The organism is Vibrio profundi (genome assembly GCF_005281835.1).
Taxonomy (GTDB): domain Bacteria; phylum Pseudomonadota; class Gammaproteobacteria; order Enterobacterales; family Vibrionaceae; genus Vibrio; species Vibrio profundi.
This window is the reverse complement of the sequence record NZ_RZIS01000004.1, coordinates 63,170-79,056: the sequence shown is the minus strand read 5'-3', so window position 1 is coordinate 79,056 and position 15,887 is coordinate 63,170. Positions and strand designations below refer to the sequence as shown.

General features: G+C 43.9%; 13 protein-coding genes. All 13 read right to left on the bottom strand.

Annotated features, from left to right (window positions below; genetic code table 11):
* Window positions 1–99 precede the first annotated feature (99 nt).
* Window positions 100–1,566 (bottom strand): sigma-54 dependent transcriptional regulator, encoded by a 1,467-nt coding sequence (locus tag ELZ11_RS11730; protein ID WP_137357602.1) that lies wholly within the window; start codon window positions 1,564–1,566, stop codon window positions 100–102.
* Window positions 1,567–1,796: 230 nt separating this feature from the next.
* Window positions 1,797–2,207, bottom strand: a complete 411-nt coding sequence (gene fliS, locus ELZ11_RS11725) for a flagellar export chaperone FliS (RefSeq protein WP_137357601.1) — start codon at window positions 2,205–2,207, stop codon at window positions 1,797–1,799.
* Between the two features lie 12 nt (window positions 2,208–2,219).
* A complete protein-coding gene (fliT, locus tag ELZ11_RS11720; protein ID WP_137357600.1) occupies window positions 2,220–2,525 on the bottom strand; it encodes a flagellar protein FliT in 306 nt (101 codons plus the stop codon).
* Between the two features lie 3 nt (window positions 2,526–2,528).
* The gene (fliD, locus tag ELZ11_RS11715; RefSeq protein ID WP_137357599.1) at window positions 2,529–4,547 is read right to left on the bottom strand and encodes a flagellar filament capping protein FliD; all 2,019 of its coding nucleotides are present in this window, start codon (window positions 4,545–4,547) and stop codon (window positions 2,529–2,531) included.
* Between the two features lie 22 nt (window positions 4,548–4,569).
* Window positions 4,570–4,995, bottom strand: a complete 426-nt coding sequence (gene flaG, locus ELZ11_RS11710; protein ID WP_137357598.1) for a flagellar protein FlaG — start codon at window positions 4,993–4,995, stop codon at window positions 4,570–4,572.
* Between the two features lie 67 nt (window positions 4,996–5,062).
* Window positions 5,063–6,193: a flagellin gene (locus tag ELZ11_RS11705; protein WP_137357597.1), complete on the bottom strand. Its 1,131-nt coding sequence runs from the start codon at window positions 6,191–6,193 to the stop codon at window positions 5,063–5,065.
* Window positions 6,194–6,550: 357 nt separating this feature from the next.
* Complete coding sequence (locus ELZ11_RS11700; RefSeq protein WP_137357596.1) at window positions 6,551–7,684, bottom strand: flagellin; 1,134 nt, start codon at window positions 7,682–7,684, stop codon at window positions 6,551–6,553.
* A 528-nt stretch (window positions 7,685–8,212) separates the two neighbouring features.
* Window positions 8,213–9,349, bottom strand: a complete 1,137-nt coding sequence (locus tag ELZ11_RS11695) for a flagellin (RefSeq protein ID WP_137357595.1) — start codon at window positions 9,347–9,349, stop codon at window positions 8,213–8,215.
* 404 nt (window positions 9,350–9,753) lie between these two features.
* A complete protein-coding gene (flgL, locus tag ELZ11_RS11690; protein ID WP_137357594.1) occupies window positions 9,754–10,947 on the bottom strand; it encodes a flagellar hook-associated protein FlgL in 1,194 nt (397 codons plus the stop codon).
* 12 nt (window positions 10,948–10,959) lie between these two features.
* Window positions 10,960–12,840, bottom strand: coding sequence for a flagellar hook-associated protein FlgK (flgK, locus tag ELZ11_RS11685; RefSeq protein ID WP_137357593.1), 1,881 nt, complete (start codon window positions 12,838–12,840; stop codon window positions 10,960–10,962).
* A 149-nt stretch (window positions 12,841–12,989) separates the two neighbouring features.
* Window positions 12,990–13,913: a flagellar assembly peptidoglycan hydrolase FlgJ gene (gene flgJ, locus ELZ11_RS11680; RefSeq protein ID WP_137357592.1), complete on the bottom strand. Its 924-nt coding sequence runs from the start codon at window positions 13,911–13,913 to the stop codon at window positions 12,990–12,992.
* Between the two features lie 12 nt (window positions 13,914–13,925).
* Window positions 13,926–15,017, bottom strand: a complete 1,092-nt coding sequence (locus tag ELZ11_RS11675; RefSeq protein WP_137357591.1) for a flagellar basal body P-ring protein FlgI — start codon at window positions 15,015–15,017, stop codon at window positions 13,926–13,928.
* 61 nt (window positions 15,018–15,078) lie between these two features.
* Window positions 15,079–15,855 carry a flagellar basal body L-ring protein FlgH gene (gene flgH / locus ELZ11_RS11670; protein ID WP_137357590.1) on the bottom strand — a complete coding sequence of 259 codons (777 nt, stop codon included), beginning with the start codon at window positions 15,853–15,855 and terminating at the stop codon, window positions 15,079–15,081.
* Window positions 15,856–15,887 lie beyond the last annotated feature (32 nt).

Below are 15,887 nucleotides of genomic sequence, written 5' to 3'. Positions count from 1 at the left end.
CCAGGCTATTTCTTATATTTATCACATAGTTAGGTTAGCGACAAGAAGTTGACTCAGGGTTTTAGGCTCTAAACCTACCCTACATCAACTCAATAACACCTAACGCTGTAAGTTATATTTACGCATTTTCTCAACCAAAGTGGTTCGACGCATGCCAAGCATATCCGCAGCTCGCGCGACAACCCCGCCTTGCGCTTCTAACGCTTGGCTGATCATATTCACTTCAAGATCTGCAAGTAACTCCTTGAGGTTTACCCCCTCAGGAGGCAGCTCTTGGGGAGCGTTGACGTTATCCGTCATTTCATCAGGCTGATCAAAACTGAAATCTTCAGAGAAAATATCAGCCAATGCGTCGCGCTCTTGTTCTTCAACCGAACCATAAGACACATGCTCTGGCTGGAATTCAGGAATATCACTGTAGCGGTATTTAGTTGGAAGATGATTGACATCAACCAAGCTATTTGGATACAAGATCACCATACGCTCAACCAGGTTCGCCAATTCACGAACGTTTCCTGGCCAATCATGTTCCATTAAAGAATTAATTGCTCGCGGAGTGAAGCAAATCGGTAAGCTACCTTCCGCTTCCATACGAGTCATCAATTCTTGTAGAAGCAGAGGAATGTCTTCTTTGCGGTCTTGCAGCGCTGGCATTTCAATCGGGAATACATTCAAACGATAGAAGAGGTCTTCACGGAATGATTCATCGTCGATCATGCTTTCCAAGTCGCGGTGAGTCGCAGCAATAACTCGAACATCAACTTTAATGGTCGTGTTACCACCCACACGCTCAAAACAACGCTCTTGCAGAACTCGTAGCAACTTCACTTGCATTGCCATTGGCATATCACCAATTTCATCAAGGAACAGCGTGCCGCCTTCCGCTAGCTCAAAGCGCCCTTTACGTGCAGTAATGGCTCCAGTAAATGCACCTTTCTCGTGTCCGAAGAGTTCACTTTCAAGAAGATCTGGTGGGATCGCACCACAGTTAATCGGTACAAATGGGCCAGTGCGGCGGTTAGAGTGATAATGAATGTTACGTGCGACCACTTCTTTACCAGTACCAGACTCACCAAGAATCAATACATTCGCTTCAGTTGTTGAAACTTGCTCAATAAGGTGACGAACCTCTTGAATACCTAAGCTTTGCCCAACAAGGCTGCGAAATAGAGTGTTCTTACGGGAAGAAGCGACAAGCTGAACGCCTTTACGCCCTAGGAAATCTTTACAATGACGTAAAGCATCACTCAATTGAGGGTAGTTAAGCGGGAACTCAAGCTCGCCTACGTAATTAGGAAGATCATCGACCGGGTATTGATTCTTACCCACGATAAGCAGAGGAATGTGATTTGCATTAACCAAATGCTGATTAAGCAAAGATGCAAAGCCATTTCCTTTGATAGAACCAATAATGCACCCAGCCCAAACATGAGACCAGTCGATCTCTTTGGCTTGCTCAGAGCTGATCACTTCACAGCTCTCTCCAACAAATTCTAATATTGTGCTTAGGTTACGACGGTTATGAGAGTCATCGTCCACTACAAGCAGTTTTGCCAAACCTTGCATAACTAGGAATTATAGCCTTAATCATTGGTGCGATGCGGGGAAAAACCAGAACAGCGTCGCGCTAAAATTAAATGGATATTTATACTTTAGAGCAAACGAGAAGCAAATTTCGGAAATTAACCACAAAAAAAAGCCATTAGGCTTACTAATGACTCTATTTTATTTGAATAAAAAAATAAGGCAACCAAGCAATTAGCTGATGTGAGCTTGGTTGGAACTTTAATATTTCTTTAGATACCAACTTCCGCAGCGGTAAGGTTGTGATACTCGTTAGGGATTTGATCCCAAGCACCTTTTATCTCACGGATAATTTCAATCACATCATCAATAGGTTGAGGGTCATTTTGATGATTGGCCGCAGAGATCTGAGTGATCATAAATTCGTACAGTTGATCTAAGTTTTTGGCAATGTCACCGCCGTCATCCATTGAGAGGCAGCTACGTAAACTTATAATAATATCAAGAGCTTTGCCCAAGCGTTCACCCTTCACTGGGATGTTCCCCGCTTGCATTGCTGCTTTGCCTTGAATCAACCTTTCAATAGCGCCTGCCATAAGCATTTGCACTATTTTATGGGGTGAGGCAGCGCTAAGCTGACTATCCACTGATACCTTTTTGTATGCCTGTAAAGAACCGCGCATAGTAACCCTCTTTTATAAAAATCTTTTATATTGTTGTACTGATTTGTTGCCGTGTCGATATTTATGTAGCATTTTTCCAACTCGACCGGTTTCAGACTGCATCAATGCAACTAAATTTTTGGTTCGATTAATTGCTTCAAACCACTCTGAACTACGTTTAACTTCCGGAAACTGTTCAAGTAACTGCAGAATGTTTTGCAATAACTGTTCCCTGTTATCGACTAGTTCATGAATTTCTTCAGGAATAATTTCACTTTTATCAAATTTTGCGAAGATTTGTTGATCGAGTTCACAAAGTTGTTGGAGTTCATTCTTCATCGGTTAGCCTAATGCACTCATCATGCTGCCAAGTTGAGACTGCATTTTGCCTGTTGCGTCCTGCATGGCGGTAAATTTTGCATGCGTACGACTTTCGAGGCTATCCATACGGCGATCTAATGCCGCCTGGTTATCTGCCAATCGATAATTTTGCTCAGTAAGGCTTTTCTCTCGAGTACGAATCGAACCTGTTACCCCTGTAATTCCTTGAATAGCATCTTCAACACGTTTAGCAAATCCCGTATTGCCGCCAAAAAAATCACCTAACTTGTCAAAGTTATTGTTTAGCTGACGATCTAACATGTCATGGTTAATTTCGAGTGTGCCTTGACGAGTAGTCGTAATACCGAACTCGGTTAACGACTTCAAATTCTCGGGCGCTTTCTCAATATTGGTCGAAAACACGCTCTTCAATCGTGAGTCAGCATTTCGAACCGTGCTATCCCCCGCAAGTGGGCCTTTCTGGCCAGTCGCAGGGTCGACACCCGCTAAGTTTTTCGAAACTTGATAAAATTGGTTATAGGCTTGGACAAAGCTTTCAATGTCATCACGTACGCTTTGTCTATCGTACTCAACCCCAATTTCTGCAGGAGCTTTGTCTTTTGGAGTCTTTCCTTTAACGGTCAGATCAATGCCTTCAATCGCATCTTCTATGATGTTGTTGTGGCTAGATAATTGGGCAACACCATCGAGTACCACCATTGAGTCTTGGCCGGTTTGCACCTCGGTCATACCATCATAGGTATCAAAAGATCGCTGTGCTCGGTCAAGATCTTCTTTCGCTTTATCAACTTTTTCTAAATGCGCGCGCTCTTCAGGTGCCAGTTTTGACCGCTCGATCTCTTTCGCTTGCTCAGCTGTCAATTCACCGCGATCGACTTTAGCCGCTAGCTCTTCACTCTCTTTAGCCAATTGCTCTTCAATACGAGCTTGCTCAGCTTCAAGTTTTTGCTGCGCTTCTTTCGGTGTTACATAAGAATCCGTCAGTGTACCTGACGCTGTATTAGACCACCCTGGAATATCTGGCGCCTTCTCAATCGCTTTTTCGTCAAGCTCTAATTCAGGCGTGTGATAAGAATCCAATAGAGTACCTGAGGCCGTTTCTGTCCAACCTCCGATATTATCTTCAGGTAAAGCAGACGCAGACGCGGCGGCCGCATCTAAAGCTTCTTGGCCAGCAAGTGCCGCTTTTTGGCCAAACGATAAACTGCCGTCGTCATCCGAGAATAAAGGATCGACTAAACCATCTTTTTCAGGATCTTCTATAGGGTTGCCTTGCTCATCGACAGCCTCTTCACCAGTAAGGGCATCATCAATCGCATCTATGGCTTTTCCCTGTGGGGTTTCGGAAAGGATCTCTTGAGCTGCAAGTCGAGCTTCTTCCAAAGCTTTTACGCGCTCTTCAAGAGTTTTATATTCGAGTTTCTTTAGCGGATTGCCTGATTCGGCATCCACATGAATACTTATTTGATGCTCTTTGCCTGATAAGTTGGAAGCAACAATCAGGCGAGGGCCTTCTACGTCATTAATAATGGAAGCACGAACGCCCGGATTCGATCCGGCGCCGTTGATACCTCTGACAATGTCGATTAACTTTGAGTTTGAATCGACTTGTACGTCAAAGCTGTCTTCACCAAGCGAAACCTGCAGCTTACCAGGGCCAAACTTCATGTCTTCAGATAATACGTCTGAAGCCACTTTATGACTCTGAGCAAGCTGCAACACATCGATGGCATATTTACCTGCTATCGCTTCTGTAGTTGCAGTCGCTGAGACAACACCCTCGTCAGTACTTTCTACGGTGCGTACCGCAAATGCTTTCTCCTGACGAAAGATTGCCATCAGATTTTTCATCGAATCCAGCGATTCTCTGAGTCGGCCATAGGCGCTGATACTGGAATCAATCTGTGCCCGCTCATTGTCGATACGTTGCTGTTTAGGCACACGCTCCGCATCAACAATTTTGCTGACCATAGAATTGATATCCATGCCAGACGACATCCCCATAGGGCCTAAACTCATCCAATCACCTCAATAAAACGACTTATACCTTTTCCACCAATAAACCTGAACTGGCGGTATGGGCTGCTAGGCGCCTTAAAATCTCCAGCATTTCTTCATCCGGGATTTGTCGGATAATATCCCCGGTTGTTGCTTCGTAAATCGTCACAACATCCCTTCCGGACTCCTCATCCACCTTGAAAGCAATCCCTTTATTGATAGAGGAAATAAACTCATTCATTTTCTCTACCATCCTAACCCGCTCTTCTTTGTTAAGCTCTTGACGCTCTTGAGCTAACTTTATCGCGGTTTCAGTAGAACTTTCTTGCTTTTGCTCTACCTTTTCGGCTGGTACTGCTTCCCTAGGTTTCGAAATACTAGGCGCGCTACTACTTTCTTCGTAAGCAATTTTAATGCCACTTGGCGAGCCGTAAGGCTGGATGTTCGATGTGTAGGATGGTATTTCCATAACAATCTCCCTTCCACCTTATGAGCCAGCAATAGAAACCTATTGCCTAACCTATCATACGATAAGTTTAGCCCAATAAGCTTAGAGCTGCAGATGGTGTCTGCTTAGCCTGCGCCAGAATAGAAGTACTCGCCTGTTGTAGGATTTGTGACTTCGTCATCTGAGTTGTTTCTTTAGCGTAATCGGTATCTTTGATACGGCTTCGAGAAGCATTAACGTTCTCGTTGATGTTATCTAAGTTACTAATTGCGTGGTCAAAACGGTTTTGGAATGCACCTAGAGAAGCACGTTGGCTATCTACAGCTTTAAGTGCGCCATCAATGATGGATACTGCTTCGTTTGAACCTGCAACTGAAGTTACGTCGATGTCATTAACGGTTACGTTCTTGCCATCTTCGATACCCAATTCGCCAGCTAAGCTACCACCGAACTCTACGTCGCCTTGCACTTTCTGGTTAGTCGCAAAAAGTTGGAACTTACCGTCTTCACCAACCGATGCCTTCACATCTTGGCTTTGACCGTTAATGTAAGTCGCAAGTTCTTCTAGATCGTTGCCTTCTTTCGCATTGATCGTTAACTCTTGTTCTTCACCAAAGTTATTAGTGTAAGTCATGGTTAAGTCTGCGCCAGCGCCTACACGCCATGAAGCATCTTTACCTTCTTCCACTGAATAGCTCTTACCGCCCATGTCAGACGTATCAGAACGCATGTTTCCGATAGAAAGCATTACCGCTTCACCAGAAGATGCACCGATTTGGAAAGATTGGCTACCGTAAGTACCGTTAAGCAGTTTATTACCACCAAAAGAGGTCGTTTCTGCGATACGGTTTAATTCAGTATTTAGCGCCGTTACTTCTTCCTGAATCGCGATACGTTCAGATTTACTGTTAGAGCCGTTTGATGATTGAAGTGCTAAGTCACGCATACGTTGCAGAATGTTAGTAGACTCGTTCATCGCACCTTCAGCGGTCTGAGCGATAGAAATACCATCATTTGCATTTTTCACAGCCATATCAAGGCCGCGGCTTTGCGAAGTTAAGCGGTTAGAGATTTGAAGACCAGCAGCATCGTCTTTTGCGCTATTAATTTTATAGCCTGAAGACAAACGCTCCATCGATTTTTGAGTACCTTCAGCAGCATTGTTTAGGTAACGCTGTGCGGTCATTGCAGACACGTTCGTGTTTACATTTATTGCCATAATAGATCTCCTTTAGGCATTACTTGATGTATCTCGGTGACTCTCACCTCACTTTGATACATCTCATTTCTCTCAATCCCTTTAACGGCCTATTAATTAGAAGCTTTAGTAAATTAATCGCTTTTTTCTGTATTATTTTTCATCACAATGAAAACTGTGACCTATATCCATCTAAGTTATTGCTTTATATCGTTCTAAAGATAAGACAAAACGGCTCGCTTGCTCTTACTACTTATAGTGTAGGTATAAAACCTGCAGGCATGAAAAAACCCAGCCGAAGCTGGGTTTCACGCTCATCTCTCACCACGAGCAAATTGTGTGGCAAGCTTATCGCTAGATTATTACCTAAATCAGTAATTAACCTAGTAGGCTTAGCGCTGAGTTTGGTGCCTGTTTCGCTTGCGCAAGAATTGAGCTTGACGCTTGAGACAGGATTTGTGACTTGGTCATTTGAGTCGTTTCTTTCGCGAAGTCGGTATCTTTGATACGGCTCTTCGACGCGTTTACGTTCTCGTTAATGTTGTCCAAGTTGCTGATTGCGTGGTCGAAACGGTTCTGGAATGCACCCAACTCTGCACGGTGGCTATCTACATACTTAAGCGCAGTATCGATAATTGCTACTGACTCTTGAGCGCCGCCCACTGAAGTAACATTGATAGAGTCAACCGTTACTTGCTTACCATCTTGCATGCCTAGCTCACCTGCAAGGCCACCAGAGAATGATACTTCACCGTCAACTTTGTTGTTGCCAGCAAACATTTGCAGCTGACCGTCTTCATTTACAGACGCTTTTACAAGGTCTTGTTGACCGTTGATGTAAGTCGCTAGTTCTTCAATATCATCGCCTGCTTTCGCGTTGATTTGAATTTCCTGCTCGTTACCGTAAGTATCTGTAAGGGCAATGGTTAAATCGCTTGAGCCAGATTGAACGTTCCAGTTCTTATCTTTGCCTTCTTCCGCTTGGTAGCTCATGCCACCCATTTGAGCGTTATCAGAACGCATGTCTTTCAGACCTAGCATCACGGCTTCACCGTTGTCTGCACCAATCTGGAATGATTGAGTACCGTATGTACCGTTTAGTAGCTTGTTACCACCGAAAGAAGTTGTTTCAGCGATACGGTTTAGTTCGTCATTCAGTGCTGTTACTTCTTCTTGAATCGCAACACGTTCTGCTTTTGAGTTAGAACCGTTTGCAGATTGTAGTGACAAGTCACGCATACGTTGCAGGATATTTGTTGTCTCATTCATTGCACCTTCAGCCGTTTGTGCAATTGAGATACCGTCGTTTGCGTTACGTACTGCAACATCAAGACCACGACTTTGAACGTTCAAACGGTTAGAGATTTGTAGCCCTGCCGCGTCATCCTTTGCGCTATTAATCTTGAAGCCTGAAGACAGACGTTCCATTGATGTTTGCTGAGCATTGTTCGCATTGTTTAGGTAACGTTGCGCTGTCATTGCTGATACGTTTGTATTTACATTCACTGCCATGGTGATTTCTCCAATTGATTTTCCGTTATTACGGTTTCCGACGTCTCGGAAAACCAAGTAGTTCTCTCAAAGTTACTTTTATTAACGGCGCGGTTTTCAAATCCTTTAGAAAAAAAATCAAAATAAATTCATTTAATTAAAAAACGTGAGAAAACAGCCAGATAAAAACAACGGATGAGTGGAGAAAGTCAGTAGAAAAACACCGAATGAGGAGTGCTAGAACAAGCAAGTGATACTGGAGATTACCATCTCTCTTAAGTAATAGAGATGCATTAAATAAAAAGCAGTACACCAGAAAGAGAAAAGCCCCTTTTCCTTTGAGAGAACTGGGGCTGGTTGGTAATCAGAGCCTATGAGGAGATCATCGAGAAATGAACATATTCCCTTCTTACCGAGTGCATTCTTACTGTAAAAACGAGAAGCCGGTGAGAGATGAGAGAGCCAATCATCCAATAGTAAGTATGCTTGCCAAAGTATCCCCTGCTGTCTAGCTCACGTCTGAACATCAACAGCAAGGTCAACCATAAACTACTGCAGTAAAGACATCGCAGAGTTTGGCAACTGTTTAGCTTGGGCAAGTATTGAAGTACTTGCTTGCTGCAATATTTGAGCTTTCGTCATTTGCGTCGTCTCTTTCGCAAAGTCCGTATCTTTAATTCGGCTGTTTGAAGCATCTACGTTTTCTTGAACGTTAGCCAAGTTGTTAATACTGTGGCTTAAACGGTTTTGCTTCGCACCTAAATCTGCACGTTGTGAATCAACATACGTTAATGCCGCATCCAACACGCTGATTGCATTTTGTGAACCTGCAACGCTCGTTAAATCAACATCTTGAACCGTGGTATCGCGACCTTCGCTGCTAATACCCAGTTCTGAAGCTAATCCACCAGAAATTGACATTGGTCCTTCCAGGTCTGGTTCCGCGACGAATACTTGTAGACGACCATCTTCCGTAACCGAAGCGTTCACCAAATGAGACTGACCATTGATGTAAGTCGCTAATTCTTCAATATCGTCACCAGCTTTGGTTTGAATATCTAGAGATACTTCTTCGCCCGATTTAGTGGTGAATTCGAATTTCAAATCACGCGCATTAGCAGGAACTTGCCAATCTTTATCTTTGCCGTTTTCAGAATCAAACGTCGTACCGCCCATGCGGAAATCATCAGCACGAATACTGGTCAACGCCATGATCATTGCTTCACCAGAATTAGAACCAATCTGGAACGAAGCTTCACCAAACGATCCATTGAGAAGTCGACGACCACCGAATGAAGTTGTTTCTGCTATACGGTTAAGCTCATCTTGAAGCGCCATAGACTCTTCGTTTAGTGCTTCACGTTCTGCTGGTGAGTTAGTACCGTTAGCTGATTGAATTGCCAAGTCACGCATACGTTGCAATACGCTGGTTGACTCATTCATCGCACCTTCAGCGGTTTGAGCAATAGAGATACCGTCGTTAGCATTTCGCATCGCCACATCAAGACCACGAGATTGCGCTGTCAATCGGTTCGAGATTTGCAGACCTGCCGCATCATCTTTTGCACTGTTAATTTTATGCCCTGATGACAAACGCTCCATAGAAGTGTTTAGTTCACTAGAGGCTTTATTCAAGTAACGTTGCGCTGTCATAGCGGATACGTTGGTACTTACGGTAATAGCCATTTTGCTCTCCTTTTGAGTTCGCAAGCTTTCTGCGAAGCGGCCAGCTTTACTCTCATTTGGATAAGCACTGACCGTAAATTACTTGCTAAATCCCCGATGGGGAATTTAAAAACTGTGTAAATCATTTCTGATTAATATACATACAAGTAGTATGCCAAGTTTTACCTAGTGACTTTTAAAAACTTAAAAATCTATTATTTCAGCAAGTTATGATTCATAACTTCCACATCAAAGTGGTAAAACTTCTTTTAGAAACAAGCGGAGGCAAACACTGCAACTCCAGTTGCCGCTTTTTGCCGCTTCCATACCTAAATTTTCGTTAAGGCACTAAAACAGCATTCAACACTCTTTTTCTCGCACTTAAGGCATGGCACATAAGGCATTGAGAACACTTAGAGAATTGATTAGATATAATTAAATAAGGTTAAATCTTTGGTTTTACCAAAAGCCTGCTGAGAGGCTTGCAGCGCTCGAGAATTCTCATTGAATTCAATGATCGCCTTTGAGTAATCCAAATCTTCGAAGTTACTTTTCGATTTCGCTAACGAAAGCTTAAAATCCTCATGTTGCTGCTCTTGTATATCAAGCGTGCTTAATCGAGCACCAACGTCTGTTCTTGCTTTATTCAAATGGATGAATGCTGCGTGAAATTCTTCTGTTGCCTGGTGCAGCTTTGCCGTTGCCGAGGCATCGGCCACCGAAGAATCTGCCCATTTCATTGCATCCTGAAAAGTGTCAAAGATGGTGAACGTTTCTCTTGGCTCAAGAGTAATTGAGTCACCTTTGGTAATTTGACCTTTCACCTGAATGTTTAACCCTTCGTATTCAATACCAGTGGAAGGATCAAACTCTTTGGCATCGACTACGCTGCCATCTTTTTCAAGCTGATAACCGTATTTGCCGTTTTGCATGTCGACAAACGTCACTTTGTAAGTCGAAGAGTCTTCAAAAGTGCTACTGGTGGCGCGCTCTAGTAATAGTTCAGACGCAGCCTGCAATTCGTACTGGGGTTCAAAGTCACCATATGGATTATCAATTTCCATAAATAACTTGCTGCCCGGATCATTCATTGCCATTTCAAAGCTACTTGCGACACGCATTTTTCGTTGATAATCATCTCCGGCATACGTTACGTTGCCTTCGTTATCTCTAAAGAACGGCTGACTTTTCGGTTTTGTCCCAGCAAATGTGTAGTTACCTGATTCGTCTTGCGTATTCGCTAGATTCAAAAAGTTATTTGCGATTTCTTGGATCTCGCGCTTTTTCGCATAACGGTCTTCTGGTGATAACGCACCGTTAATCATTTCCATCACGGTACGCTTCGCATCATCGGCAAAACTTTCTGAGTTCGCGATGATCACTTCATGGTGTTCAAGACGGTTACGCACCAAAATAATGGCATCAACATACTGCTTTAATTGCTCAGACTGCTGACCTATATTTTGCAAGTAGTGAGTCGCAAGCGGATCGTCACTGGGTGACATCAGCTTCTTACCAGACGCCAATTGAGCTTGGTTATGGTGAACTTTGTTCTCTTGACGACGTAAATCATTCTGTACTGACTGATAATTGTGGAAGCTAGAAATTCGATTTAACATTTAACTCCCTCCTTATCTCAACGCCAGAATAGTATTAAAAGTATCGTTCGCCGCTTGCATGATTCGAGACGATGCCATGTAGGCTTGTTGGAACTTCATCATGTTTGCCGCTTCTTCATCGAGGTTAACCCCTGAAATCGAAGCAATACGCTCTTGTGCGGCCTCTTTTTCTAACTCGGCAATATCGCTGAGTCGAGTCGCTGTCGATGCTTTCAAACCGGTATTGGTATTCAAGTTGTGGTAAATATCGAGAACTGTCGACTCGTTGTTATCAAGCTTCTTATCGGTCTGAATATTTTGTAGTTTACGTAAGTTGCCGTTATCACCTTCTGAAGGGACTAAGTTTGCCGTAAACTTGTCATTCGCAATCGCACCGCGAGTCAGCTCAAACGTTGTCCCCTGAACGGTAACAGGGCCAGTCGGCGGATATGGCTGCGGCTGCAATAGCACTCGCCCTTTTGTATCGGTTACCGCAAACTGGTCACCTTTAGGAGATACGATCACTTCAAATTCACGTAATTCCCCAGCACCTAGGATTTTAAATTTGGCGTTACCCTGCGCGAACGTCGTCGAGGCTTCATAACTCTGCGCAGCAATGGTTTTCGGATCATTGGTTTCCATTTTCATCATTGCTGCAGAATTTCGAGTTGGACGAAGAAGCACTTTCTCTCCGGAAGCTGGCGGATTGCGGATTTCTACCAACATGCCATCGATATAAAAACCCTTGCCGCTCGAATCGGTACTCACCTTAACCGTTTCGCCTGTTGGCTTAGTGACGAAGTAATCACTGCCATCATATTTCAAACCGTATTCGCCACCTTTAAGTTGTGACGTGTCAGCGATATACACAGCAAGGTCCGCTTGCGATTGACCGCTGGAGATAACACGAGATTTAGCCGAAAGCTCTGAGTTGACATCGGTAAACATCAGACCGCCAATTTCCCCGCGTAGATCTAAACCTTGTGCTTGATAGCTATTCACTTCGTGAGAAAAAGACAAAGCCATACGCCCAAGTTCATCCATCACGCCTGGAATTAGCTCATCACGCATATCAAGCATCGCGCCGATTTTGCCGTCCATATCTTTACTAGTGATAGGCTTCAGCACTTTACCTTCGACGATCGCAAGACGTTTTTGATGAGCATCCGGTACACCATCAATCAACTTTAATTGGCTCGCTTCAGAGCCAGAAACCAAAGTATGCCCGTTGCCGATATGCACATTATAACCTTCAGCGTTTGAGCGTGGTGTTATGGTGACTTTGGTGTATTCAGATAACTCATTAATCAGCTTTTCATGCTGATCTCGTAGATCATTATGTGGACCAGGCGTTCGCATCATTAAGCGGTGAATATCTCGAATTTCAACCGCGAGTTGATTCATTCGCTCAACACCCATTTCCAACTTTTTATTGGTCACATCGGACTGCTTACGTATGGTCTCGTGAAATTCATTTACGGTCTGGCTGATAAGCCCTGCTTTTTCAAGCACCACTTTACGTGCACCGACATCATTCGGCGCATCCGCTAAAGTCTTAACCGCATCAAACCATTCATTTAAATGCTCGGGAATTTTTTTGGATGCTACAGAAGAAAGCATGCTAGAGAGCATATCGATGTTCACTTCACCATCGCTTTTATTCGCGGCATTGGTTGTCGATAAATTCAGTTCATTAACGGCAAACTGATCCCACGAGCGGCGAACATTTTCCACATGTACGCCCATACCATAGGTTTGGCCGCCGTACTGGCGCGGGGCATTTACACCTTGAATGACAGACTGGCGACTATAACCCTCTGTATTTACATTCGAAATGTTATGACCAGTTGTATTTAACTGTCTCTGAGCAGTAAGAACACTTTGTGTACCTACATTCAGAAGATCCGACGCCATAATGCCCCCAAAAACTAAATAAAATCAGCGTTAACCGATTAACTCATTAGTTATAAAAGCAAAATATGTGCCAAAGGTTAGATAAGATGTGTATCGGGGATTTAAAAGGGGAAATAAAGAAGGGCCTACCTACGTAAGCCCTTGTTTAATCATTTCATTTCGTCAATTTTCGCTTTGACTCGGAGTACTTTATCAGCGTAATTTGGATCCGTTGCATAACCTGCTTGGTGGATTCCTTTAATAAAGGATTCTGAGCTTCCGTTGTTTTGCAGAGCGGTTTCGTATCGTGGGTTTTCGTTTAGGAATTTCACATAATCCGTGAAGCTATCTTCAAATGAAGAATAAGAACGGAAAGACGCAGACTCTTTAACCGGAGTCTTACCGTGGAACTCTAAAGTTTGAGTCGCTACTTTATCACCTTTCCAACTGCGGTCTGCTTTTATATTGAATAGGTTGTTACTATTACCCAACGAGTTTTTCACCATTTTCGAACCCCAACCGGTTTCTAAAGCCGCCTGAGCTAATAATAGTGAGGAATCCACACCTAAAGCTTGTGCCGCTTTTTCCGCATAAGGTCGCATCGAAGAAACAAACGATTCAGGTGAGTCAAATGAAGACGGTGTAGCACTACGAACTTGATTCTGCTTCTCTAGAGTCGCTGCAATATTACGCGCTTTTTCTTCATCGGTTGGTAAACGCAATGTCGTATTAAACGCTTCATTTCGCATTTGAACTTCTGAACTATCGCCACTTTGCCCAGCACTCAGCTGCGCCACTATCATATCAGCCAAGCCAAGTGAGCCTGATGCACTCAACTCACTCGACATTTGGTCATCCAGCATTTGGCGATAAAACTGTTCATTTTGGCTATTCAGCATGTCAGATTTAAAACTAGAATTAGCATCCCGCATCGACTTAAACAGCATGGAAGTAAAAATAGATTCAAACTGTTTCGCTGCCGCTTTTAGCGCTTCTTGCTCACTTCCTTCTTCACCATTAACGGCTTGCTGACGTAAACGGTCTAAGCTACCAATATCGTGGATAAATCCGATGTCGTTTTGATTTTTAATCATCTTCATCGCTCCCTAGATAATGATCAACTGACCTTCAAGTGCACCGGCTTGCTTGAGGGCTTGAAGAATTGCCATAAGGTCCGAAGGGGCTGCGCCAACTTCATTAACCGCACGTACCAAATCATCTAACGTTAGGCCCGGCTCAAACTTGAACATTTTGCCGTCACCTTCAGTCACTTCAATGTCGGTATCTGGAACCACTACCGTTTGACCACCGCCAAACGCGTTGGGCTGACTAACATTCAAGTTTTCTTTAATCGCGACTGTCATACCACCATGGGTTACTGCTGCCGCTTTCAACCTTACGTGTTTACCGACGACAATGGTGCCTGTACGAGAGTTTACAATGATTTTGGCAGAGCCTTCAGCTGGGTCGAACTCAACATTTTCTACTGCAGATAAAAATGCTACACGCTGGCTGATTTCGCGAGGAGCACGAACTCTTACCGACGTCGCGTCTACCGCAGATGCCATTTGAGGCCCAAGGAAATTGTTTACCGCATCAGCGAGACGCTGGGCAGTCGTAAAATCAGATTGAATAAGGTTAAACGTGATGTAGTCACCGCGACCAAATGGTGTCGGGATTTCTTGTTCTACTGTCGCACCGCTTGAGATTAAACCAACGTTTGGGTTGTTGCCGACAATCTTAGAGCCATCAGCACCTTCAGCACTAAAACCACTTACTACAAGGTTACCTTGTGCTACGGCATAAACTTGCCCATCCAAACCTTTGAGGAAGGTTTGCAATAAGGTGCCGCCACGTAAGCTTTTTGCTGAGCCAATTGAAGAAACCGTCACGTCCACTTGCTGACCTTGCTTGGTAAACGCTGGCATTTCTGCCGTTACAATAACAGCCGCAACGTTCTTGGTTTTTGGCTTAGTACCTGGCGGCAACTGAATACCAAAGTTTTGCAGCATCGCGTTAAAGCTTTGATCCGTAAACGGAGTTGACTCACCAGTGCCAGGTAAACCAGTTACGAGACCATAGCCTACTAATTGGTTACTACGTACACCTGCCACTTTCGCCACGTCTTTAATTCGAGCGGCTTGGGCGCTAGTGGCAAGAAAAATCATGCCCAGTAGTAAGAAAGTAAGCTTTTTCATAGTCGTAACCTAATTTATGTTTCTTGAGGCTAACGTCAATTCAACGACGCCAACACTATACTTATAAAGCTACATTAAAGAATCGTGCCAAGAATCCAGGCTCTTGCATATCTTGTTGTACACCAGTACCTGAATATTGGATTCGCGCGTTAGAAACACGGTTTGAAGCGATGGTATTATCGAAATCAATGTCGTCTGGTCGAATCGTACCGCTCAAGCGAATGTACTCGTCACCTGTGTTAAATGTCATCCATTTCTCACCACGTACCACTAAGTTGCCGTTCGCCAATACTTCGATAACTTCAACCGTGATGTAACCACTAATGCTGTTGCTTTGGTTTGCTGAAGCGTCACCAGCAAAAGTGTTGGTGTTGCTCAAGTCATAAGAGAAATTGTATTTGTCTATCGTCAGCTCTTGCCCACCAACAGCCAGCGGCTCCATCGAAGAATCGTTCGATTTCGACATATCCGCATTCGCTTTTTTGGTTGCACGCGTATTTTCATCTAACGCAACGGTAATAATATCCCCAATACCGCGAGGCTTAGAGTCGTCGTACATACTACCGATGTAATTCACATTAAATAACGAACCAGTAGCAGCAGCGTAATGTTCAGGCTTTTGTTTCGGGTTAATTGGTGCCCATGCCGGATCACCGGAGATCGGATCCGTACGGCCTCGTAATGTATCAACAATGCCAGAACTTTCTTCTGCTGACTTGTCACCTTCGACCGCATCAACAATCGTTGTCGCGTTTTCGGTTTCTGGTGTTTCGATCGGCTCTAACATAGAACAGCCAGTCATAGATGCAATTAGTGCAAAACAAAATAATCGTTTCATAGCGATACACTCTCAGTAAACAATAAGCCTAA

Coding starts and splice junctions, on each gene's coding strand:
- ELZ11_RS11730 (WP_137357602.1), bottom strand. CDS start 1,566: ATGCAAGGTTTGGCAAAACTGCTTGTAGTGGACGATGACTCTCATAAC.
- fliS (WP_137357601.1), bottom strand. CDS start 2,207: ATGCGCGGTTCTTTACAGGCATACAAAAAGGTATCAGTGGATAGTCAG.
- fliT (WP_137357600.1), bottom strand. CDS start 2,525: ATGAAGAATGAACTCCAACAACTTTGTGAACTCGATCAACAAATCTTC.
- fliD (WP_137357599.1), bottom strand. CDS start 4,547: ATGAGTTTAGGCCCTATGGGGATGTCGTCTGGCATGGATATCAATTCT.
- flaG (WP_137357598.1), bottom strand. CDS start 4,995: ATGGAAATACCATCCTACACATCGAACATCCAGCCTTACGGCTCGCCA.
- ELZ11_RS11705 (WP_137357597.1), bottom strand. CDS start 6,193: ATGGCAATAAATGTAAACACGAACGTGTCTGCAATGACCGCACAGCGT.
- ELZ11_RS11700 (WP_137357596.1), bottom strand. CDS start 7,684: ATGGCAGTGAATGTAAATACAAACGTATCAGCAATGACAGCGCAACGT.
- ELZ11_RS11695 (WP_137357595.1), bottom strand. CDS start 9,349: ATGGCTATTACCGTAAGTACCAACGTATCCGCTATGACAGCGCAACGT.
- flgL (WP_137357594.1), bottom strand. CDS start 10,947: ATGTTAAATCGAATTTCTAGCTTCCACAATTATCAGTCAGTACAGAAT.
- flgK (WP_137357593.1), bottom strand. CDS start 12,840: ATGGCGTCGGATCTTCTGAATGTAGGTACACAAAGTGTTCTTACTGCT.
- flgJ (WP_137357592.1), bottom strand. CDS start 13,913: ATGATTAAAAATCAAAACGACATCGGATTTATCCACGATATTGGTAGC.
- ELZ11_RS11675 (WP_137357591.1), bottom strand. CDS start 15,017: ATGAAAAAGCTTACTTTCTTACTACTGGGCATGATTTTTCTTGCCACT.
- flgH (WP_137357590.1), bottom strand. CDS start 15,855: ATGAAACGATTATTTTGTTTTGCACTAATTGCATCTATGACTGGCTGT.